The sequence below is a fragment of the Pseudomonas sp. CFBP 13711 genome (genome assembly GCF_014842265.1).
GTDB lineage: Bacteria > Pseudomonadota > Gammaproteobacteria > Pseudomonadales > Pseudomonadaceae > Aquipseudomonas.
In genome coordinates, this window is sequence record NZ_JACYVI010000001.1 from 556,633 (window position 1) to 577,685 (window position 21,053).

Genomic DNA, 21,053 nt, shown 5'->3' on the forward strand with positions numbered 1-21,053 from the left:
TTTCCTGTTCAGACGGCAGTAGGCTGGTCATGTTTGAACCGACACCAAAGGGGGGGCAGGTCTTCGGGCAATGGGCGATAAACGCCGATTTCAGACCATGCGCCTGGGGCATGAAAATCACTGCCGGCACTGACCAGCAGACCGAACTCACGGGCCAGAATCGCCAGACTGCCGACCTGATCGGCAGGCTGCAGGCCGTTGACCACTTCTATTGCGTGGCCGCCGGCCTGGATGAAGTCAGCGACCAGCTTGCGACGCTTGCTGCGGGTGAAATCGTAATGCGAAGGGTGCGCAAGGCTGATCCAGGCTCCGGCGGCGCGCAGGGTCGCCACCGTTTCCTCAAGGGTCGGCCAGTGTTGCTTGACGTCGCCCAGCCTGCCCGCACCGAGCCATTTGCGAAACGCTTCGGCGCGATCTTTGACGAACCCTTGATTCACCAGAAAGTCGGCAAAATGCGGTCGGGCCGGCGCATTGCCGCTGTCACCCAGTGCCTGCTGCACTGCGCGCGCACCTTCGAGCGCGCCGGGCATACCTTTCATCGCCAACTTGCGGCTTATTTCTTCGGCCCGCAACCAGCGTCCGGTGTGCAATTGCTCGATGGCTTCACGCAATTGCGGGGCATCCACATCGAATGCATAGCCCAGCACATGAATGGTGGCACCGCCCCAGGTGCAGGACAGTTCGATGCCATCGATCAGCTGCATACCCAGCGCAACCGCCGCAGTACGGGCTTCAGCCAGGCCTTCGAGGGTGTCGTGATCGGTCAGCGCGAGGACTTTCACGCCGTGCTCATGGGCACGCGCGACGAGTACCGCGGGCGCAAGGGCGCCATCGGAAGCGGTACTGTGGCAGTGCAGATCGACGTTCATAGGGGCGCTTTCGCAGTCATTGATGTTTGTTATTATGCCGTCACATCCAGCTTCTGGCTCTTACTGTGAAACAATTCATCGACTTCATCCCGCTCATCCTGTTCTTCATCGTTTACAAAATCAGCCCGCAAGCCGTCGATGTCCTTGGCCACAGCTTCATGGTAGGCGGGATTTACAGCGCCACCGCGATGCTGATCGCCAGTTCCCTGGTGGTCTACGGCGTCCTTTATTTCCGGCAGGGCAAACTGGAAAAGAGTCAGTGGCTGACGCTGATTGCCTGTCTGGTCTTCGGTAGCCTGACCCTGGCTTTCCACAGCGAAACCTTCCTGAAGTGGAAAGCCCCGGTGGTCAACTGGGTCTTCGCGCTGATCTTTGCCGGCAGCCACTTCATTGGTGACCGCCTGTTGATTCAACGCATCATGGGCCACGCGCTGACCCTGCCGCAGGCGGTCTGGACCAAGCTGAATATTGCCTGGATCGTGTTCTTCCTGTTCTGCGGCGCGGCCAATCTCTATGTGGCCTTTACCTATCAAGAATTCTGGGTCGACTTCAAGGTGTTCGGCAGCCTGGGCATGACCCTGCTGTTCCTGGTGGGCCAAGGCATCTACCTGGCTCGCCACATCCATGACGCCGACCCGTCCACCCAGCCTTCAAACAAGAAAAGAGAGGACTGACATGCTCTACGCAATCGTGGCAACCGACGTCGCCAACTCGCTGGAAAAACGCCTGGCCGCGCGCCCTGCGCACCTTGATCGCCTGAACGCAATGAAGGCCGAAGGCCGCATCGTTCTCGCCGGTCCGATGCCAGCGGTGGACAGCATCGACCCGGGCACTGCAGGTTTTACCGGCAGCCTGATCGTCGCGGAATTCGAGTCCCTCAAGGACGCCCAGGCCTGGGCTGATGCCGATCCGTACGTTGCAGCCGGTGTCTACGCCGGCGTGGTCGTCAAACCGTTCAAGCAAGTCCTGCCCTGATAGGCCTGACCAGCGCCCGGCTCCGTACATGAGCCGGACCGCCTTCAACCCGCTTTACATTGCTCACCCTTCGCACTGGCCTGCCGATAAGTTGCTAGAACCAAGAGCTTTGACGGCGGCTCAAAGAGGCACGGGCGGTCATGCCTTTGCGGGTAATGATCGAACAACAACGGTTTGTCGCGAGGGGCCGCGCAACAAGGGTGGCCCTCCAGTGCGGTATCTTTGCCAGCGGCCGGCGTAGACGTCGTCGGCAATGGCTAAATTGAGTGAGTCATGAGCGAGCTGTTACTTATTGATGATGACCAGGAGCTGTGTGAGCTCCTGAGCAGTTGGTTGAGTCAGGAAGGGTTCGCCGTGCGCGCCTGCCACGATGGCCAGAGCGCGCGCAAGGCGCTCGCCGAATCCGCCCCCGCTGCGGTGGTGCTGGACGTGATGCTGCCCGACGGCAGCGGTCTGGAACTGCTCAAACAATTGCGCACCGATCACCCCGACCTTCCCGTGCTGATGCTGTCGGCGCGCGGCGAACCGCTGGACCGCATCCTCGGTCTGGAACTGGGTGCCGACGATTACCTGGCCAAGCCCTGCGATCCCCGTGAACTGACGGCGCGTCTGCGCGCGGTCTTGCGCCGCAGCCATCCGACGGCGGTCTCGTCGCAGATCGAGCTGGGCGACCTGTGCTTCAGCCCGGCGCGGGGGGTGGTCACGATTGATGAGCAGGAATTCACCCTGACCGTGTCCGAAGCGCGTCTGCTTGAGGCCTTGCTCGGCCAGCCCGGCGAGCCGCTCGAGAAGCAGGAGCTGGCGCAACTGGCCCTGGGTCGCAAGCTGACGCTCTACGACCGTAGCCTTGACATGCACGTCAGCAACCTGCGCAAGAAGATCGGCCCCCACGCCGACGGCCGCCCGCGCATAGTGGCCCTGCGCAGCCGTGGATATTATTACAGCCTCTGACGAGGGAGTTGGGAGCGTAAGCCTCAAGCTGCAAGCTGCAAGCTGCAAGTAAAAGCAACATCAGCGACGCGCACTTCTTGTAGCTTGCCGCTTGAAGCTTACAGCTGGGCGCGCACTCGGTAACCGGCCCATTACGTCAACACGCCAGCGCGCCCCCTTTACCCAAGCTTTACCGACGCCTGACCTCCCTTGACCTTGATCTCCCTAAACTGGCCTCAACCGGCACAGAGCCGAAATCGAGACAAGGAGATTCACCATGCGCAAGACTTTGATGGCTTTGATGTTCGCCGCAGCCCTCCCTACCGTTGCAATGGCCATGCCTCCGGAAGGCGGCCCGATGGGTGGCCCTGGTGGTCCAGGCTTTGATGGGCCTGGCATGCATCACCGCAAAGGTCCTCTGGAACAGCTGAACCTGACCCCGGATCAACGTCAGCAAGTCGACAGGTTGATGGGCGCTCAATGGCACGGCCGCAACGAGATCACCCAGAAGTACCTGGCCAAGCTGTCGGCTGCCGACCAGAAAGCGATGAAGGATGAACAGGAAGCTGCCCGGGCCAAAACCCAATCCGACATCCGCGCCTTGCTGACGCCGGAACAACAGAAGACCTTCGACCAGATCCAGAAGGATGAGGCCCAGCGTCGCGCGGATCGCGCCGAGTTCGAAGCCTGGAAAGCGCAGAAAGCGCAAAAAACCCAGTAACCGGCTGCTGGCGCGGCATTACACTTCCCCCAACCCGACACGCTCCCCGGCGTGTCGGGTTTTCTATTTGACGAACCGGGTCGAGGGCAGCACGTGCGTTCATTGTTCTGGAGAATCCTGGCCAGCTTCTGGCTGGCGATCGCGTTGGTGGCGGGCCTGTCGATTCTGATGGGGCATGTGCTCAATCAGGACGCCTGGATCCTCAGTCGCCATCCTGGTCTGCACAACTTGCCGCAGAAGTGGGTCGAGCTGTACGAAGGCCAAGGCGAGAAATCTGCCCAGGACTATCTGCAAGACCTCAAGCGCAAATACCACATCGACGTTCAGGTGCTGAACGACAGCGGCGAAGCGGTGATCCCCGGCACCTTCCCGCCCCGCGCGGCGGCCTTTGAAGAGCGGCAGAATGACGACACACGGCCACTGCCGTGGCGGCGCCTGACCACCGAATACACCAGTGAAAAAACCGGGGAAACCTACCTGCTGATTTACCGCATCCCTCATCCGGAGCTGGACGCCTGGCACCGCGACAGTCTGGTCTGGCCGCTGAGTGCGCTGGGTATCGCCCTGGTGGTGCTGACGTTGTTCAGCCTGATGGTGACGTTGTCGATCACCCGCCCGTTAAGCCGTTTGCGCGGCGCGGTGCATGACCTCGGCCAAACCACGTATCAGCAGAACAGCCTGGCGCAACTGGCCAACCGTCGCGATGAATTCGGTGTGCTGGCCAATGACTTCAACCGCATGGGCGCCCGCCTGCAAAGTCAGATCAGCAGCCAGCGCCAGTTGCTGCGCGACGTTTCCCATGAGTTGCGCTCTCCTTTGGCCCGGCTGCGGATCGCCCTGGCCCTGGCCGAACGCGCCGAGCCGGTGGAGCGCGACAAGCTGTGGCCGCGCCTGACCCGTGAGTGCGACCGCCTGGAAGAGTTGATCAGTGAGATTCTGGCACTGGCGCGGCTGGACGCCGACATGGGCAGCGCCACGGCGGTGGATGTGTCAGGGCTGCTGCATCATTTGCAGGCTGAGACGGAAATGGGCGGCGGCGAGCAAACGGTTTCGGTGTCGGTGGAACCTGGCGTGCAGTTGCAGGGCTGGCCGAGCGTGCTGGAACGGGCACTGGACAATCTGCTGCGCAACGCGCTGCGTTTCAATCCGGAGGGGCAACCGATCGAGTTGAGTGCGAGCACTGCGGGGGATGAGTTGCGTCTCAGCGTGCGGGATCACGGGCCCGGTGCCAATCCGGAGCATCTGGCGCAGCTGGGCGAGCCGTTCTATCGCGCGCCAAACCAGACCGCACCGGGTTACGGTCTGGGTCTGGCGATTGCCAAACGCGCCGCCGAGAAGCACGGCGGGACGCTGGTGCTGGGCAATCACCCGCAGGGCGGATTCGTGGCCAGCATCGTGGTGCCCCGCCAGTTGACCGCTCTGCACGGCTGATTCACCGGTCGCAGCCACTCCCGCTGAATGGGTGCGGTACCCAGTAGGACTGGCTTCAGCCGGGAAGAGGCCGGTATGCACACCCTCAGTTTTGCGGCGTAACGCCTGATGCCTTCCCGGCTAAAGCCGGTCCCACTAACCCTCCCACGCGCTGACAAACTCGGCCACGTCCGGCTTTGCCGGTTCGCGGGGCGGGTTTTGCGGGGTGCCCAGGTAAAGAAAACCGACGACTTCTTCGTCTGCTGTCAGCCCCAGCCCTTCGGCGACATGGCGGGAGTAGGACAAATCCCCCGAGCGCCAGACCGCGCCAATGCCCATCGCATAAGCGGCCAGGAGGATGCCATGGGCAGCGCACCCTGCGGTGATCACTTGTTCCTTTTTCGGCACTTTGAAGTGGTCAGTCAACTTGGCGATGACCACGACCACCAAGGGCGCGCGCAACGGCCCGTTTCTAGCCTTTTCCAGCGCTTTGGCGTCGACCTCGCCGCCTTTGTCGATCAATGCCTGGGCCAGCAAGTCTCCCATGCGGTTACGTGCGTCGCCTTCGACGGTCAGAAAGCGATAGGGCCGCAACACACCGTGGTCCGGCGCGCGCAGGGCGGCGCCAAAGAGGATCTCGCGTTGCTCGGCGTTTGGAGCGGGTTCGATCAAGCGGGGCACGGACACGCGATTAAGCAATACGTCGAGCGCTTCCATTAAGTCGTCTCCAGGAAAAATGACGGGCCATTGTAGTGCCCTGGGTGCAGTCTTGAACTTCAATAACGATTAACCAGGGCATTTACTTACAACACTCTCGGAAATGCCTCGGTTTACACGAACGGGCCCGCGAGTAGAATGGCCGCCCTCTCACTACCTGATCAGAGCGACTGCATGGCGTTGCCGACCCTCCGCATCATCGGTTTCATTATCGGCATCTTCCTGATTACCCTGGCCATCGCCATGGTCGTGCCGATGATCACCCTGATGATCTTCCACCGCACCGCCGACATGCCGTCGTTTCTGTGGTCGAGCCTGATCACTTTCGTGTCCGGGCTGGCGCTGGTGGGTCAGGGCCGACCTGAACATGTGCACCTCCGCCCGCGGGACATGTACCTGCTCACGGTCAGCAGTTGGGTCATCGTCTGCGTCTTCGCGGCGCTGCCGTTTCTGCTCACGCAACACATCAGCTACACCGACTCCTTCTTCGAAAGCATGTCCGGCATCACCGCGACCGGCTCCACGGTGCTCAGCGGGCTGGACACCATGTCCCCCGGCATTTTGATCTGGCGTTCGCTGCTGCACTGGCTCGGCGGCATCGGCTTCATCGGTATGGCGGTGGCGATTCTTCCGCTGTTGCGCATCGGCGGCATGCGCCTGTTCCAGACCGAGTCGTCGGACCGTTCCGAAAAAGTCATGCCGCGTTCCCACATGGTCGCCAAGTTCATCGTCCTGGTTTACCTCTGCATCACCGTGCTGGGCACGCTGGCATTCTGGTGGGCGGGCATGAGCCTGTTCGACGCGATCAACCACGCGATGTCGGCGATTTCGACCGGCGGCTTCTCCACCTCGGATCAGTCCCTGGCGAAATGGCCGCAACCCGCCGTGCATTGGGTGGCGATCGTGGTGATGATCCTCGGCGCCCTGCCGTTCACCCTGTATGTCGCGACGCTGCGGGGCAATCGCGGGGCGCTGCTCAAGGATCAGCAGGTGCAGGGCTTCCTCGTCCTGCTGCTGGTGACGTGGCTGGTGATGGGCGCCTGGTATTGGGCGACGACCGATCTGCCGTGGTATGACGCGTTGCGTCACGTGGCGCTGAACGTGACCTCGGTGGTGACGACCACCGGCTTCGCGCTGGGGGATTACAGCCTGTGGGGCAACTTTGCCCTGATGCTGTTTTTCTATCTGGGGTTCATCGGCGGGTGTTCAGGGTCAACGGCCGGCGGCGTGAAGGTCTTCCGCTTTCAGGTCGCTTACATCCTGCTGCGCGCCAATCTGCACCAGTTGATTCACCCACGCGCGGTGATCAAGCAGAAGTACAACGGTCACCGGCTGGACGACGAGATCGTGCGCTCGATCCTGACCTTCTCGTTTTTCTTCACCTTCACCATCTGCCTGATCGCGCTGATGCTGTCGCTGCTGGGGCTGGACTGGATGACCGCGCTGACCGGCGCCGCCAGCACCGTGTCGGGCGTAGGACCAGGGCTGGGTGAAACCATCGGCCCGGCGGGCAATTTCTCGACGCTGCCGGATGCCGCCAAGTGGATTCTCTCATTGGGGATGCTGCTCGGTCGGCTGGAAATCATCACGGTGCTGGTGCTATGCATCCCGGCGTTCTGGCGGCACTAGAACACTGCGGGCCGGGCAATGTGGTTCGCGAAGCTGTGAGAAATTTCGCGGCGAGCGGCGGAGGCTGGACTAAGCTCAGCCAATACCCTGCCTCGGAGCACAGTTTTGTGGAAACAATGAAGCGTTTCGACCGATTCGCAGACTTCTATCCGTACTACCTGCAGGAACACCGCGACAGCACCTGCCGCCGTTTGCATTTCATCGGTACAAGCCTGGTTATCCTGATCCTGACATTCGCAGTGCTCAGCGCTAGCTGGACGTTGTTATGGGTCTTGCCGCTGGCGGGCTACACCTTCGCCTGGGTCGGCCATTTCTTTTTCGAGAAAAACCGCCCGGCCACGTTCAAGCATCCGTTCTACAGCCTGCTCGGCGATTTCGTGATGTACAAGGACATGCTCAGGGGCAAAGTGCCGTTTTGATCGGCACTCCCTCGGCATCACTTATGACGCCTTGCAGCCACCCCGATTGAGCTACAAAGCGGCTGGCGCTCAGACCGTTTCGCCCACTGGTTCAGGCGCTTGCGGGCTTTTGGCTTTGACGTGTGCATCGGCCAGCCGGAACAGCTCGATCGTGCCATCCCAATGTTCGATCAAGGCCGTGCAGGACTCCACCCAGTCGCCGCAGTTGAGGTATTCCACGCCGCCCACCTGACGGATCTCGGCGTGGTGAATATGTCCGCACACCACCCCGTCCAGCCCGCGCTTGACGCACTCATGGGCGATGGCTTCCTCGAAGTCGCTGATGAAGCTCACGGCCGTCTTGACCTTGTGCTTCAAGTACGCCGACAGCGACCAATAGCCGTAACCGTATTTGGCGCGCCAGTGGTTGAGCCAGCGATTGAGGGTCAGGGTGAATTCGTAGGCCGAATCGCCAAGGAAGGCGAGCCAGCGATGGTAGCGGGTAATGACGTCGAACTGGTCACCGTGGATCACCAGCAGCCGACGACCATCGGCGGTCAGGTGCACGGCTTCATCGACCAGCTGGATATTGCCCAGAATGAGTTTTGAATAGCGGCGCAGGAATTCGTCGTGGTTGCCGGTGACGTAGATGACTTCCGTACCACGCTTGCTCATGGTCAGCAGGCGGCGGATGACGTTGGTGTGGGCCTGCGGCCAGTACATGCCGCCGCGCATCTTCCAGCCGTCGATGATGTCGCCGACCAGGTACACCTTGTCGGCATGGTATTGCTTGAGAAATCCGGAGAGGTGTTCGGCCTGGCAGTCACGGGTTCCCAGGTGCACATCGGAGATCCACAAGGTCCGGACACGTTGCTTACGGCTGGGTTTCACGTTCTCGGCAATGCTCATGGACCACCTCCACTTGGGTTTTCCCAAGCGTGGACGTGGTCGGTGATATGAACATGACGACCGTGTTTAGCTTTGATGACACGGCCTACGGATTAACACTTTGCGACAGCCGATGCGCATTCAGGTGTCGAGGCCGGCGTGACGATCGTTGTGCCCCAGGTCCCGGGCCGGATCAATCTGGTCGCGCACCCGCTGCTTGAGTACCTTGGCCTCGGGAAACCCGCCGTCGGCCTTGCGCTCCCAGATCTGCACATCATCGCAGGTGATGCGGAACACACCGCCGGTGCCCGGGATCAGCGACACCTTGCCGAGGTCATCGGTGAAGGTGCTCAACAACTCCTGAGCCAGCCAGGCGGCACGCAACAGCCATTGGCATTGCGTGCAGTAGGTGATGGTGATTTCAGGCTTGGCGGACATCGGTCAGCCCAACCCTGCCAGCAGATCACGGGCCGTTTGCTGGGGGCCGTCGGCAGAGCCGTCGATCACTTCCTGCAACAGCCGGCGGGCTCCGTCGATGTTGCCTTCATCAATCAGAACCTGCGCCTCATTGATCTTGCTCAGCGGTTCTTCGTCCAGGCTCAGCAAATCGAAACCGCCCTCCTCGATCATGAAGCTGTCGAGAAAAGCGTCGTCCAGCAAATCGCTGTTGCTCTGCACGACGGCTGCCGGACCCGGTTCGAACTGGACGTCCATTTCCGGCGGCGTTTCCTCTTCGGCAAAATCGCTGAGGAACTGCTCTTCCGGCATCTCGAAAACCTCAGGCAGTTGCGTCAGGTCGGACGAGAACGACGTGTCCAGTTCAGGTTCGGCCTCGGGCGCCGGCGCGGGCTTGCGGGGAGCGGGCTTGCTGTCGAACGGATCAACCAGATCCCAGTCGGCGTCCATGGAGAGATCGTCGAGGTTGAGCTGGAAATCGTCGGCAGGGTCAACCGGGTTCAGCGATGCGGCCGTATTTTCGTCCAGCTGGGCGGGCTCTGTCAGGCTGAGCTCTGGGTGGTCGTCTGATGCTTGACTGGCCGAGGCTGTTTGACTGGCCAGCACCGCGGCTGCACCCAGCGCCGCCGCAGGCGCTGCCGCCGAGGTCATGGGAGGCGAGGCGACTGGCGCGGACGGCCGTTCGGGAGCAACGGGCTCGGGCTTCAGTTTCGGATAGCGGCTGCGGATGTCCTGGAGCTTCTGCCCATCGACGCCCTGGCTCAGCAGAACCTTTTCTTCTTCGTCATACCCTTCCACGTCGCCCTGCTCGCCGAGCAGTTCAAGGATGCGCAGGCGGACATCGGTACGCTCGGGCTGTTTGTCCAACGCGTCGCGCAGAATGGCCAGCGCTTCGGCGAAACGACCGTAGGCGATGTAGATGCTTGCACCATCCAGCGCGTCGGTGGCGGCACCCGCCAGGCGCTGGCCGGCAGGCGCTGCCGAGGCTGGACGCGCCGCAGTAACAGCCGGCACTTCGAAGACCGGCGTGACCGTCGCGGCAGGCCTGACCACTGGCTCGACAGGCACGGGCTCAAGGGCCCGCTGATTTTTGATCCGGTTGCGGCGCACCGACCAGGCCAGCGCAAGGAGCAGCAACACCACCAGAAGCGCCGCCAGAATCGACGTCCAGGGAAAGTCATCGTCCACGGCGGCAACCGGCACCGGCGTCGGCGCTGGTGCGGGAGTGGCTATCGGAGCTGGCGCTGTAGCGGGAGTCGCAGTCGTCACCGCCCCTGCCGTCGGAGCAGCGGGCGCAGGTTTGGCCGACTGCGCCTTGAGTTCGGCGAGCTGGGTCTGCAGTTCGATGATCTGCTTGTCCTTGTCGGCCTCTTCGACGGTGGACGTCTGGACTTGCTGTTTGAGGTCGTCCAGCGTTTTGTTCAATTGCTGGTTTTCCAGTGCCGTCGCCGACAACTGATCGACCGCGTTCTGGTTCGCCGGGGTAGACGTCGAGGTGGAAGCTGCTGCCGAGGGGTTGCTGCCTGCAGCGGCGGGCGCACTGGCGGTCTTCGGTTCAACGGCGTTGTCCGGCAGCAAAAGGCTCTGACCGACCTTTAACTGGCTGCGCTCGCCATTGGGAAACGCTTGCGGATTGAGCGCCACCACACCTTTTATCAACTCGGCAGAAGAGGTCTTGCTGCCCGGCGCCTGTACCTGACGGGCAATACCCGCCAGGGTGTCGCCGGACACAACCGTGTAATGCTTGCCTTGTCGAGCCTGGGGCGGCGCAACCGGCAGACGCGACTCATCATTCTTCGCGCTGGCCGCCGGCGATTGAGTACGGCTGCGCGTCGCGGCGAGTCCCGTGGGCGATGTCGGCGGGTCGAGCAACACGGTGTATTCATGCAGCTGGTCGCCGTTAGGCCGTACCAGCCTGACGAGGAAATTCAAATAAGGCTCGGTGACTGCCTTGTGCGATTCGATGTGAATCACACTGCGGTTGCCACGGATCACCGGGGTGAAACGCAGGTCGTTGAGAAAGAACACGCGTTCAACGCCAGCCTTGGTGAAGGCCTCGGGCGGCGCGAGCCCAACGACGATTTCCTCGGGACTCAGCCCACCCGCTTCGATCAATTCGATATCGGCATTGAAGGGTTGCCCGAGGGCGGAATGCAGGCTGATCTCGCCCAGCCCCAGCGCAGCCGCCACGGAGCTGTGCAGCAACGCGGCCGAAGCAAGACCGATGGCGAGCAAACCCGAACGAAGACCTGACTGAACGCGAAGGGGCGCATCTCCTTCGCGACGACTACCGGCCTGAAAACTCTTCCGCATGCGAACCCTTTTGAAGACGAGGCAGGCTTCCCTGCACATTCGGTACGCCCGGACACGTCATCCGGGCATCATCAGTATGGGTGCAAATAGAACAGGATGTTTCGCCCGCATCAATGTATTTGTCGCGGGCGTTCGCGCGGTTTTCAGGATTTTTCGAGATTGGCGAGGATTTTCGAATGAACGCGCATGCACATGAGCAGTTCTTCTTCATCGATGCCGGCAAACAACTCGTGGCGCAACGCAGTGGCGATGGTTTCAATTTTCTCGATCAACGGCCGCGCTGTGTCGCAGAGAACGATCTTCTTCGCCCGACGATCTTCGAGCACTGCCTGCCGCAGAACCAGCCCCTGATTTTCCAGACTGTCCAGCAACCGTGCCAGGGTCGGCCCTTCAACGCCCACGCTCTGGGCCAGTTCACGCTGGGTCGGCGGCGTTTTGAAACGGGCCAGATGCAGTAAAACCAGCCAGCGCGCCTGGGACAATCCCAGGTCAGCCAGCCGGCGATCCAGCTCGGCACGCCAGCCCCGGGACATATGGGCTAGCTGCATGCCAAAGCGGTGTTCTTCGGTTAACGGCATAGGTAACTCGATGGTTAAAGGCGATTCCTAATTAATAGGCAGCTAACCATGGAGCCCGGCATGAGGCAAGCGCCTGGACACGGTGATTCGTCGCACAGGCCGGGATGCGGCGGGTATGCCTTTGAAGTGCCTTGAACTGCTTGAACGTTTGCAGCCGGCCGCGGTGGGAGCCGGGTTAAACCTCGAATTCCGACTGCAACGCCGCGCGCACGCAATACAGCACCCCTTCGGGAACACGGCCGGTGAACAGCTCGGCAATGGCGGCAACGGGGGGCAGTTCGCCTTCGCCGTCGAGGAACGCGTCCTGAATCTCGGTCATCAGGTCCTCGGGCAGGTCCAGCGCCTGATCCAGCGAAAGCTGCTGTTTGCCGATCGCTTCGGCGAGCATCGTATAGACGTTCTTCTCCGAGCACTGCAGTTGCCCGGCGATCTGCATCGGCGTCATGCCCGCGCGAGCGAGGCTGATGAGTTCATGCCGCACATCGGCGACCACACGCGGCGCGGGTGCAGCACCGCCAAGCACTTCGAGGAAGGCCTCGCCGTAACGCTCCAGCTTGCGCGCGCCCACCCCGCTGACCCGGCCCATTTCGGCCATGGTGCCCGGCTGGCTGCGAAGCATTTCCAGCAAGGTTGAATCCGGGAAGATGACATACGGCGGCACGCCATGTTCTTCCGCCAGTTTGCGCCGCAACGTACGCAGCGCTTCCCACTGTTCGCGCTCTTCGCCGCGCACCAGCTGGCTCGCCGGGCTGCCGGAAGCTTTCGCGGTGGTCTGCGGTTTCAGGTCACGGCGTAACTGCAAGGTGACTTCACCACGCAACAGCGGTCGGCATGTGTCGCTCAGGCGCAGGCCGCCGTAGCCTTCCAGATCGATGTCCGCCAGACCGCGCGCCACCAGCTGTCGGAATAATGAACGCCACTCGCCTTCGCTGCGGCTTTTGCCGACACCGAACACCGCCAGCTTCTGATGACCGAAGCTCTGGACCTTGTCGTTTTCCTTGCCCAGCAAGACATCGACCAGATGGCCCACACCGTAGCGCTGGCCGGTTCGGTAGATCGCTGACAGCGCCTGTCGCGCGGGTTCGGTGGCGTCCCAGGTCTGCACACCATCGACGCAGTTGTCACAATGCCCACAGGGGTTGGGCATGATTTCGTCGAAGTAGGCGAGCAGCGACTGACGCCGGCAGCGTGTTTCTTCACACAGCGCCAGCATCGCGTCGAGCTTGTGCTGCTCGACGCGCTTGTGGCGCTCGTCGCCTTCGGAGTTCTGCAGCATCTGCTTGAGCATCAGGACGTCTTGCAGACCGTATGCCATCCACGCATCGGCCGGCAGACCGTCGCGCCCTGCCCGGCCCGTCTCCTGGTAGTAGGCTTCCAGCGATTTGGGCAGATCCATGTGCGCCACGAACCGCACGTTGGGTTTGTCGATGCCCATGCCGAATGCAATCGTGGCAACCATGATCAGCCCTTCCTCATTGAGGAAGCGCCGTTGATTGCCGGAGCGGGTCTCGATGGGCAAGCCGGCGTGGTAGGGCAGCGCCGGATAGCCGTTGTCGCTGAGGAACGCCGCGGTCTCTTCGACCTTTTTGCGCGACAGGCAATAAACAATGCCGGCGTCGCTGCGCCGCTCGGACAGAAACGCCAGCAACTGCTTGCGCGGCTGTTCCTTGGGCACGATGCGGTAAAAAATATTCGGGCGATCGAAACTCGACAGGAAGCGCTCGGCGTTCTGCAGGTGCAGACGCTCGACGATCTCTTCGCGGGTGCGCTTGTCGGCCGTGGCGGTCAGGGCAATGCGCGGCACGTCCGGGAACAGCTCGGCCAGTTGCCCCAGCTGCAGGTATTCCGGACGGAAATCATGCCCCCACTGCGACACGCAGTGGGCTTCGTCGATGGCGAACAGGGCGATTTTGAGGTTCTGCAGAAACGACAGCATGCGCGGCTGGACCAGACGCTCCGGCGCCAGGTACAGCATCTTGATTTCGCCCAGGCGAATGCGGTTGGCGAGGTCGCGCTGTTGTTCGGCGCTGAGCGTGGAATTCAGCGCGGCGGCTGAAACACCGAGTTCTTCCAGCGTCGCCACCTGATCGTCCATCAACGCAATGAGCGGCGAAACCACCACCGCGAGGCCGTCGCGCAACAGGCCCGGCACCTGGAAACACAGGGATTTGCCGCCCCCGGTGGGCATCAGCACCAATGCATCACCGCCACTGGCCACGCGCTCGATAATGGCACCCTGGCGACCACGGAAGCTGTCGTAGCCGAAGATGTCTTTAAGTACGCGTTGAGCCTGGTCGAGCATAAGTACCCCGGATGGTGCCGCAACAGCGGTCGAGAATCGCTGTGGAAATCGCAAAGCGCGGCAGTATACCGGAGCGCTCCGACAGATTGGACAGCGGTGACACCGGCGGTCGAAATTAACCGGAATACCGATTCCAGTGGCCTCGCCGCTGGCGCCGGGCGCCCTCAGGGCCTAGAATTCAGCATCGTTTATTCCCAAGGTAGTCTGTCAATGTCCTTCGCTGAGCAATTACACCGCCTGCAAGCCTTCCTCGATGCCGATGAGCTGCATGACGAAGCGCTGGACTACGTAGCCGCCCACGGCTATCTGACCGCGCTGTCCATTTGCGCCGAAACCGTGCCGGATCGCGAGTGGATCGACGCACTGTTCGCCGAGCCCCCGCACTACGCTGACAAAGCGCAGCACGAGGAAATCGAAGCCACCCTGATCCAGCTCAAGGCGCACATCGCTCGTCAGCTGGCGTCGGACGAAGAGTTCGAATTGCCGTGCGATCTCGACCTGGGCGATGACCCCGACGACTCCGAGCTGCGTGGCTGGTGCATCGGTTTCATGGAAGGCGTGTTCCTGCGCGAATCCGCCTGGTTCGAGAACGACGAAGAGGAAGTCAGCGAGATGCTGTTGCCGATCATGGTCGGTTCCGGTCTCTTCGATGAACAGCCAGAGTTCGCCGACATCGCCGCCGATGCCAACCTGATGGACGACATGATCGTGCAGATCCCGGAAGCGCTGACCGCGCTGTATCTGCTGCTTCAAGCCCCGGATGAAAAGCCGGCGATCCTCAAGCCGCGCCACCACTAAGCTCGACAATAACGTCCCACCGTTACCGATTGAGAAGCGTACGAGCCGACTCCGGCTCGTACGTCCCCCTCCCTGCTACTTGTGCTTTTTGTCACTCTTCTTGAATGCCGCCTCGATCGCTTCGTTGATCGTGCGCAGTACCTTTACCCGTGCCCAGCGTTTGTCGTTAGCCTCCACCAGCGTCCACGGGGCGATTTCAGTGCTGGTGCGGTCCACCATATCGCCCACCGCCTCGCGGTAAAGCGGCCACTTGCTGCGGTTACGCCAGTCATCCTCGGTGATCTTGTGGCGCTTGAACGGCACTTTCTCCCGCGCCTGAAAACGCTCCAGCTGGGTTTTGTCGTCGATCGCCAGCCAGAACTTCACCACCACCACGCCGAAATCCGTGAGCTGCTCTTCGAAGTCGTTGATCTCGCTGTAAGCCCTCAACCAGTCCGCCTCGGAGCAGAAGCCTTCGACTCGCTCGACCAGCACGCGCCCGTACCATGACCGATCGAACACGGTGAATTTCCCCCGCGCCGGAATCTGCCGCCAGAACCGCCACAGATAAGGCTGAGCCAGCTCGTCCTGACTGGGCGCGGCGATTGGCACGATGTGGTATTGCCTCGGATCGAGGGCTCCGGCGACACGTTTGATCGCGCCGCCCTTGCCCGCTGCATCGTTGCCCTCGAACACCGCCACCAATGAGTGACGGCGCATGCGTTTGTCGCGCATGAGCCCCGAAAGCCGCGCCTGCTCGGTGATCAGCTGCTCGTCGTAGTCGTCTTTTTCCAGCGCCAGGGTCATGTCGAGGTTGTCGAGCAGGCTCAGCTCGTTGCTGTTGTTGGGCAAAGGGCCGAGTCCGACTAGATGGGTCGCCCCTTCAGGCGTCTTCAGAGCATTTTGCAAACCCTCGAGCAGCAAGCGGCCAACGGTGAGACTGCGGTAGTTCGGGTCGACGCCTTCGATGACGTGCCAGGGCGCGTAGTCGCGACTGGTTCGGCGCAGCACGCGCTCGCCAAAACGCACAAAGCGGTCATAGGTCTTCGATTGCTGCCAGTCCAGCGGGCTGATCCGCCAGCTGTGCAGGGGATCATCCTTGAGGGTTTTGAGGCGCAGCTTCATCTGCCGCTTGGACAGGTGAAACCAGAATTTGAAGATCACCGCGCCTTCGTCGACCAGCATCTTTTCCAGTCGCTCGGCGCCGTTGATGGCCTGATCCAGCACGGGGTCCTTGAAGCGCTTGTGCACCCGGCCCTGGATCATCTGGCTGTACCAGTTTCCGAAAAATACGCCGATGCGGCCTTTCGGCGGCAACTGGCGCCAGTAACGCCAGACCGGCGGATGGGCCAGCTCTTCATCGGTTTGCTGATCGAAAGTGCGCACTTCGATGTAGCGCGGGTCCATCCAGTCGTTGAGCAGCTTGACGGTCTCGCCCTTGCCTGCGCCCTCGATGCCATTGATCAGCACGATAATCTGGCGCTTGCCTTGCTCATGCAGTTCGTACTGAGCTTCCAGCAGCGCCTCGCGCAGCGCCGGGACTTCAGCGTCGTAGGTTTCGTCGTCGATGGTGTGGCCGATTTCAGCGGATTCGAACATTCAAGGCTCCCTTCAGGATCGGTCAAGACTAGCAGGCGGCGGGCAGCGCCGATGCAGGTTATGACCGCCAACCGCTGCGATGGATCACTGCAGCGGGAAACATTCGGTTGCAGGTGTAACGAGGCGGCACCGTGGGAGTGCCACCTTGTTCAGCAAATTACCAGCCCGCGCGGTACAGATCGGTCAACTGCGTGAGCATCAGCGCCTCGGCCGCATCGCGTTCGGCGATGAGGGCCAGGCCCTGTCGGTGGTACTCGTCAGGATCGGTTGGCGGATGCTCTTCCAGGGCGGCCATGCGTGCGCGCACTGATTCAGTGGCCAAAGCCAGCGCGGGCGCATGCTCGGAGCGCAACCGCGCGTTCCACTGCTGGTCACCGACGGCAAAGTGCAGGAAAGCCGGGCCGCGTTCCGCTTCCAGCACCTGGCGACGAGCGTCCAGCAATGCCCCACGGTCGACCGCCGCCAGACGCGCCCAGACCATGCGGTAAGGCTGACCGGGCAGCCCGAGTTCATCCGCGAGCCCGACGCGGTAGGCCAGTCGCACCTCGGCATGATCCAGCGCCATCCCCAGGCTTTCGCGCCGGGCAATCTCCGCATCCGCAATCGCCTGCACTTCGTTGAGGCGAAAAAGCTGACGCAGGACACCCAGCAAGGCGTCCGTGCGTTGGCTTTCTGCAACGCCCCGCAGCGCACCATGGCTGTAAACCGCGACCTGGATGTCGCTGAAGATCAGGCGTGCCCCGTCCTGACAGGTCTGGTTGGCGCCGAACAAGCGGTCGTTGGCCATGACCTCGATCTGCCCGCGCAACCCGGCATCCTGCGCAGCTGTTTCCAGAACAGTGAGCACTTCACTGGCAAGCTCGGCATGGAACTGGCGGAAGTCCGGGGTTTCCCTCAAACGCTGCAACAACACCAGCAGATGAGGCGCATCGGCGGCCTGTTCGACCTGCGTCCACGCTGCCAGCAACCGCTGATTCAACACATCTTCCCCCGTGCGCAACCATACCTGCGCCGAGGGTCTGGCAGCACCCGCGCTCGGACCAGAGCGGTGACCATGAGACGCGGACTCGTCATCAGATGGCTCAGAGTCTGTGTCCATCGGCGCGCCTTCGACGTGGATCTCGCGGATGTCTTCGGGAAAGTCGTAATCGAGCTGATAGCGATGACCGTAGCCGGTGTCGTTGCGCCAGTAATCCTCAAGGTCCTGGCGGTTGAACGGGTTGTTGTAGGCGTAGATCACCGTGTGCTGGCCATCATCCCTTGAGTTTTCGATCACGTCGGAAGGGATGTCGGTGATCTGGTGGTCACTGATGTCCAGCTCGCCAAGGCCCAGCGAATCGGTCCATTCAGGCCACTGGGTAAGGCCGGTGTTGTTAATCCACAAGGTCGACAGGCTCAGGCGGCTGGTGTCGGTGAATTCACCCAACTGGCTGCCGGCCAGACTCAGGGAATTCAGCGCGGGGATGTCCATCAGTGTGTCCATGGCAGGCTGGCCCAGGGGCCATTGCATGTTCTCCAGCGAAAGGTGCTGCAGGGACTCAAACTGCGGTAACACACTCGGGAGCTCGGTGAAGCTTCCGCGCACGTTCAAGTGGGTCATGTTCGGAAAGTTCGCCAGAAACGCATTGGCAGCGTTGGTATCAAACTGCACGTTATTGAGCTCGATCTGTGTGATGTCCCCATAGAAACTTTGCAAGGGCGGCAATTCCGGCATTGTCAGGAACTCAAGCGTCAGCCAGCGCGTACCCCGTGGCGCATCAGCATGGCTGTAGCGCCAGGCCCGACCCAGCGCGTTGGCCACCCGACGCCGCGCCAGACGTTCACCGTCATTGAGCAGCACGCTGATATCGTCGGCTTCCGCCCAGGCGATCAGGCTCACGTGCAACTGGTCATAGGCCACAGCACGAGCGCGCGTCGCGTGCAGCAGTTGCTCCAGTGATCGCCCCCGCCGGGCCATGCCACGCACCTGCTCCGTCATCTCGAGACTCTCCGGGTAGAGCTGCGCCATTGCCTGGAGCAATTGCTGATGAACCGCGCTGTCAGCCACAGGCACACCGCGCCCGCTGAGTGGGTAGCCGATGCGCCCGTCAAGCAAACGCTGCGGCGGCCTGAACCCGGTCGGTAACGTCCATTGCCCCAACTGCTCCGCCGCCCACTCCGGCTGCGACCGGACCCAATTAAAAATGCGACGCTTGAAGGCCCGTGCGCCCGTTTCCGGGTTGTTGAACCCCATCGTCTGACGACTGCTCTCTGGCAGCGCACGCAAGATCGCGGCAAACAGGCTGACCCTTTTCTCCGACTCCTCGGTGCCCGCTACCTGAAAGCCTTTGTCGCCCTTGATCAACACACGGCATTGCGAGGCACTCTTGGCGCCAATGCTGTCCAGCAAAGGCCCGGTGGTGCTGCCCTCCCTCAGTTCGATGCGAAGGTCAGCGGGCCATCCCGGGAATGTTTCAAGGCTGCGCACCGTCAGGCGCTGGAGATCGGCGTTGGCCGTGCTGGGCGTCAGAAAGAAACCCTCCAGCGCTCGGTTCATGCGGGTCTGACGCAGATGCCCACGGACCTTTCCGGCCGCTTCGAGCGGAATGCGTTGAGTGTCCAGCATGGCCAGTTTCTGTTCGCTGGCGGTTTCAGCGATCAGCTCCTGGCCTGCCGCCAACGTGAGGGACGGGAAATCCCGTCTGAGCAGTACGATCAGCGGATCGCTCGACTGCTCGCTGGCGAGGTACGCCGCGTTGAAGGCGTCGGCTGAGTCTGCCGCCTGCTGACTCAGGCGAAAACGCTTGGCGGTATCGAGCAGCGCTGCGGGTGCAGATTGATTGGCGATGTGCAGTGCGGCCAGATGCTCTTCATCTACCCCGCTCACTGCCATTATTCGGCCGACGGTGTTGTCGTCGATGTCCGCGAGTTCCGGATGCAAACGACGCAAAGCCACGCTCACGTCGGTCAGGCGTAGGCCACCTGCAGCGTTTCGGGCGGGAACGCTACGTTTGATGAACGATGGTGGCTGCGACCCACCGGCCTCTGCCGCCATTGCGCCGGTCACGGCACCTGCGACACCCAGCGCCCCCATGAATGCCAGGTTTTCCGCGACATTGCCCAAGTGGTCCAGCGCTTCATCCATGTCGCCATGGCGCCACGCTTCAATGCCTTCGAATGTCTCGTCGAGCAATTGCGCCCCCGCGACAACCATCATGACTTCGCCCAGACCGGGAACGAACAGCGCGGCGATATTCAGTGCATCCAAGCCGTAGTTCAGCCAGTCAGCGAGGCGCTGGTCGCGGGTTTTCTGGTCCTCGTCGTCGGTGGGGACGGCGAGCACGCGAGCGTCATCCTTCAGTCGCAGCAGTTGATGAAGATAGAAAACATCACCCAGCGCGCCGCCCATATCGATGGCTTCCAGGTCGAGGAACGCATTCTGATCCACTTCCGAAACGCTGATCAGCTGTCGGTGAAAACCTTTGCCACGGGCGACGCTGTGCAGGACATGGGGCGCCAGGCGCTCGTGCAAGCGTTTGAAGAAAGCGCCTTTGCTGCGCTCGGGAATGAAGCGATCGAAGTAGCGTTGATACGCCTCGGAGCGCAGTTTGGTCCGCAGCGCCTGTGTGAAATGTTCCAACGAGGGGTAGGACTGGATTGCGCCACTGGCTTCCCCAGGCAGGTACACCACGCAACGCGTCTGCTCGGTGGATTTGAATAACAGCGGGCCGCGCAATTTGTAGCCCAGCAGTTGCAGGGTGGACACCTGATGCGCGGGGCCGTAGGCGTCGAGCTGCAGCAGCCTCTGGTACTGCGCCTCATCAATAGAGCCCTTGAGGCGTGCGATGTGGGAGTCGACCCGCAAGGTCAGACGGGCGTGCTCGATAATGCGCGACTTGATGTCATTGCTGTCCAGACTCCCGGGGACGTCCGGCCTCGCGACGGGGTGCAACACATGATGCAAGTGCCGTTGATACTGGCCGCCCAGGTCAAGCCGGCGGCACAGTTCGATGAAGCGACCGGGACTAACCCTTGATGGATGAACGGCTTCCGGCCGCGCCGATGTGTCCGGCGTGCCGCCAATGATTGCCGAGGTGCTTTCACGATCAGCGTCCGTCGCTTCGACCGCTTCGAAATTTTGCAGGGCGGCGGCCAGCAGCGAACGTGTGCTGGAACCCTGAGGCGAAGCACGACCGGTCAGCCAGTCGCGCTGGAATCTGGCGTGGAAGAAGCGGTCGCGGTCGACATCGAGACCCGGACCGAATTCGGCGTCCAGGGCCTGGGTCAGCAACGGCCGCGCAAATGACGGCAGGTCCTGAATGCGCTGGAACACCTGCTTGAGGTTTTCCCGAGCGGCCTGCGCGAGGGTCATGTCCTGACGCAGGGCATCGCGCATTGCCGGGGTCGCCTGGATGAACCATTGCGGCAGCGTGTCCTGGATGAATGAAGTCGTAAGAGCCTGACTGGCGGTGTTCATGTGACGTCCTTGTTTCTGCGTGTGATCAAAGGCGC

17 protein-coding genes are annotated in these 21,053 nt (G+C 61.8%); 8 read left to right on the forward strand and 9 right to left on the reverse strand.

Going from position 1 to position 21,053, the window contains the following annotated elements:
- Positions 1 to 8: 8 nt before the first annotated feature.
- Positions 9 to 869, reverse strand: a complete 861-nt coding sequence (locus IFT47_RS02530; RefSeq protein WP_192170983.1) for a PHP domain-containing protein — start codon at positions 867 to 869, stop codon at positions 9 to 11.
- 65 nt (positions 870 to 934) lie between these two features.
- Between IFT47_RS02530 and IFT47_RS02535 the strand changes: the two genes are divergently transcribed.
- From IFT47_RS02535 to IFT47_RS02555, 5 genes are all read left to right on the forward strand, one after another.
- Complete coding sequence (locus IFT47_RS02535) at positions 935 to 1,543, forward strand: septation protein A (protein WP_192170982.1); 609 nt, start codon at positions 935 to 937, stop codon at positions 1,541 to 1,543.
- Between the two features lies 1 nt (position 1,544).
- Positions 1,545 to 1,844, forward strand: coding sequence for a YciI family protein (locus IFT47_RS02540; RefSeq protein WP_192170981.1), 300 nt, complete (start codon positions 1,545 to 1,547; stop codon positions 1,842 to 1,844).
- Between the two features lie 273 nt (positions 1,845 to 2,117).
- Positions 2,118 to 2,795, forward strand: coding sequence for a response regulator transcription factor (locus tag IFT47_RS02545; protein WP_074890298.1), 678 nt, complete (start codon positions 2,118 to 2,120; stop codon positions 2,793 to 2,795).
- Between the two features lie 256 nt (positions 2,796 to 3,051).
- The gene (locus IFT47_RS02550; RefSeq protein ID WP_192170980.1) at positions 3,052 to 3,495 is read left to right on the forward strand and encodes a Spy/CpxP family protein refolding chaperone; all 444 of its coding nucleotides are present in this window, start codon (positions 3,052 to 3,054) and stop codon (positions 3,493 to 3,495) included.
- A 93-nt stretch (positions 3,496 to 3,588) separates the two neighbouring features.
- On the forward strand, positions 3,589 to 4,926 hold the full coding sequence (locus IFT47_RS02555) for an ATP-binding protein (RefSeq protein ID WP_192170979.1): 1,338 nt from the start codon (positions 3,589 to 3,591) through the stop codon (positions 4,924 to 4,926).
- Between the two features lie 135 nt (positions 4,927 to 5,061).
- Here IFT47_RS02555 and IFT47_RS02560 read toward each other — a convergent pair whose 3' ends face one another.
- Positions 5,062 to 5,622 (reverse strand): NAD(P)H nitroreductase, encoded by a 561-nt coding sequence (locus IFT47_RS02560; RefSeq protein WP_192170978.1) that lies wholly within the window; start codon positions 5,620 to 5,622, stop codon positions 5,062 to 5,064.
- A 174-nt stretch (positions 5,623 to 5,796) separates the two neighbouring features.
- Here IFT47_RS02560 and IFT47_RS02565 point away from each other — a divergent pair, with 174 nt between their 5' ends.
- Both IFT47_RS02565 and IFT47_RS02570 read left to right on the forward strand, forming a co-directional pair.
- Positions 5,797 to 7,251, forward strand: a complete 1,455-nt coding sequence (locus IFT47_RS02565; RefSeq protein ID WP_192170977.1) for a TrkH family potassium uptake protein — start codon at positions 5,797 to 5,799, stop codon at positions 7,249 to 7,251.
- Positions 7,252 to 7,358: 107 nt separating this feature from the next.
- Positions 7,359 to 7,670 (forward strand): Mpo1-like protein, encoded by a 312-nt coding sequence (locus IFT47_RS02570; RefSeq protein ID WP_192171058.1) that lies wholly within the window; start codon positions 7,359 to 7,361, stop codon positions 7,668 to 7,670.
- Positions 7,671 to 7,739: 69 nt separating this feature from the next.
- On the opposite strand, the gene IFT47_RS02575 is transcribed toward IFT47_RS02570, so the two are convergent.
- The 5 genes from IFT47_RS02575 to recQ form a co-directional block, all read right to left on the reverse strand.
- Entirely contained in the window at positions 7,740 to 8,558 is an 819-nt protein-coding gene (locus IFT47_RS02575; protein WP_192170976.1) for a UDP-2,3-diacylglucosamine diphosphatase, read from the reverse strand.
- A gap of 120 nt (positions 8,559 to 8,678) precedes the next feature.
- The gene (locus tag IFT47_RS02580) at positions 8,679 to 8,975 is read right to left on the reverse strand and encodes a SelT/SelW/SelH family protein (RefSeq protein WP_065986919.1); all 297 of its coding nucleotides are present in this window, start codon (positions 8,973 to 8,975) and stop codon (positions 8,679 to 8,681) included.
- A gap of 3 nt (positions 8,976 to 8,978) precedes the next feature.
- Positions 8,979 to 11,306 (reverse strand): FimV/HubP family polar landmark protein, encoded by a 2,328-nt coding sequence (locus tag IFT47_RS02585; protein ID WP_192170975.1) that lies wholly within the window; start codon positions 11,304 to 11,306, stop codon positions 8,979 to 8,981.
- A 143-nt stretch (positions 11,307 to 11,449) separates the two neighbouring features.
- A complete protein-coding gene (locus tag IFT47_RS02590) occupies positions 11,450 to 11,884 on the reverse strand; it encodes a MarR family transcriptional regulator (protein ID WP_065986915.1) in 435 nt (144 codons plus the stop codon).
- A 175-nt stretch (positions 11,885 to 12,059) separates the two neighbouring features.
- Positions 12,060 to 14,186 carry a DNA helicase RecQ gene (recQ, locus tag IFT47_RS02595; protein WP_192170974.1) on the reverse strand — a complete coding sequence of 709 codons (2,127 nt, stop codon included), beginning with the start codon at positions 14,184 to 14,186 and terminating at the stop codon, positions 12,060 to 12,062.
- Between the two features lie 210 nt (positions 14,187 to 14,396).
- Here recQ and IFT47_RS02600 point away from each other — a divergent pair, with 210 nt between their 5' ends.
- On the forward strand, positions 14,397 to 14,984 hold the full coding sequence (locus IFT47_RS02600) for a UPF0149 family protein (protein ID WP_192170973.1): 588 nt from the start codon (positions 14,397 to 14,399) through the stop codon (positions 14,982 to 14,984).
- Between the two features lie 75 nt (positions 14,985 to 15,059).
- Here the strand turns inward: IFT47_RS02600 and pap are convergent, their stop codons facing one another.
- Both pap and IFT47_RS02610 read right to left on the reverse strand, forming a co-directional pair.
- Positions 15,060 to 16,562, reverse strand: coding sequence for a polyphosphate:AMP phosphotransferase (pap, locus tag IFT47_RS02605; protein ID WP_192170972.1), 1,503 nt, complete (start codon positions 16,560 to 16,562; stop codon positions 15,060 to 15,062).
- Between the two features lie 157 nt (positions 16,563 to 16,719).
- Complete coding sequence (locus IFT47_RS02610; protein ID WP_192170971.1) at positions 16,720 to 21,018, reverse strand: dermonecrotic toxin domain-containing protein; 4,299 nt, start codon at positions 21,016 to 21,018, stop codon at positions 16,720 to 16,722.
- Between the last annotated feature and the right edge of the window lie 35 nt (positions 21,019 to 21,053).

Bases quoted from the DNA above. Each gene is read 5' to 3' on its own strand.
- IFT47_RS02540 (WP_192170981.1), top strand. From the start codon at position 1,545: ATGCTCTACGCAATCGTGGCAACCGACGTCGCCAACTCGCTGGAAAAA.
- IFT47_RS02545 (WP_074890298.1), top strand. From the start codon at position 2,118: ATGAGCGAGCTGTTACTTATTGATGATGACCAGGAGCTGTGTGAGCTC.
- IFT47_RS02530 (WP_192170983.1), bottom strand. From the start codon at position 869: ATGAACGTCGATCTGCACTGCCACAGTACCGCTTCCGATGGCGCCCTT.
- IFT47_RS02590 (WP_065986915.1), bottom strand. From the start codon at position 11,884: ATGCCGTTAACCGAAGAACACCGCTTTGGCATGCAGCTAGCCCATATG.
- IFT47_RS02565 (WP_192170977.1), top strand. From the start codon at position 5,797: ATGGCGTTGCCGACCCTCCGCATCATCGGTTTCATTATCGGCATCTTC.
- IFT47_RS02560 (WP_192170978.1), bottom strand. From the start codon at position 5,622: ATGGAAGCGCTCGACGTATTGCTTAATCGCGTGTCCGTGCCCCGCTTG.
- pap (WP_192170972.1), bottom strand. From the start codon at position 16,562: ATGTTCGAATCCGCTGAAATCGGCCACACCATCGACGACGAAACCTAC.
- IFT47_RS02610 (WP_192170971.1), bottom strand. From the start codon at position 21,018: ATGAACACCGCCAGTCAGGCTCTTACGACTTCATTCATCCAGGACACG.
- recQ (WP_192170974.1), bottom strand. From the start codon at position 14,186: ATGCTCGACCAGGCTCAACGCGTACTTAAAGACATCTTCGGCTACGAC.
- IFT47_RS02550 (WP_192170980.1), top strand. From the start codon at position 3,052: ATGCGCAAGACTTTGATGGCTTTGATGTTCGCCGCAGCCCTCCCTACC.
- IFT47_RS02600 (WP_192170973.1), top strand. From the start codon at position 14,397: ATGTCCTTCGCTGAGCAATTACACCGCCTGCAAGCCTTCCTCGATGCC.
- IFT47_RS02585 (WP_192170975.1), bottom strand. From the start codon at position 11,306: ATGCGGAAGAGTTTTCAGGCCGGTAGTCGTCGCGAAGGAGATGCGCCC.
- IFT47_RS02580 (WP_065986919.1), bottom strand. From the start codon at position 8,975: ATGTCCGCCAAGCCTGAAATCACCATCACCTACTGCACGCAATGCCAA.
- IFT47_RS02575 (WP_192170976.1), bottom strand. From the start codon at position 8,558: ATGAGCATTGCCGAGAACGTGAAACCCAGCCGTAAGCAACGTGTCCGG.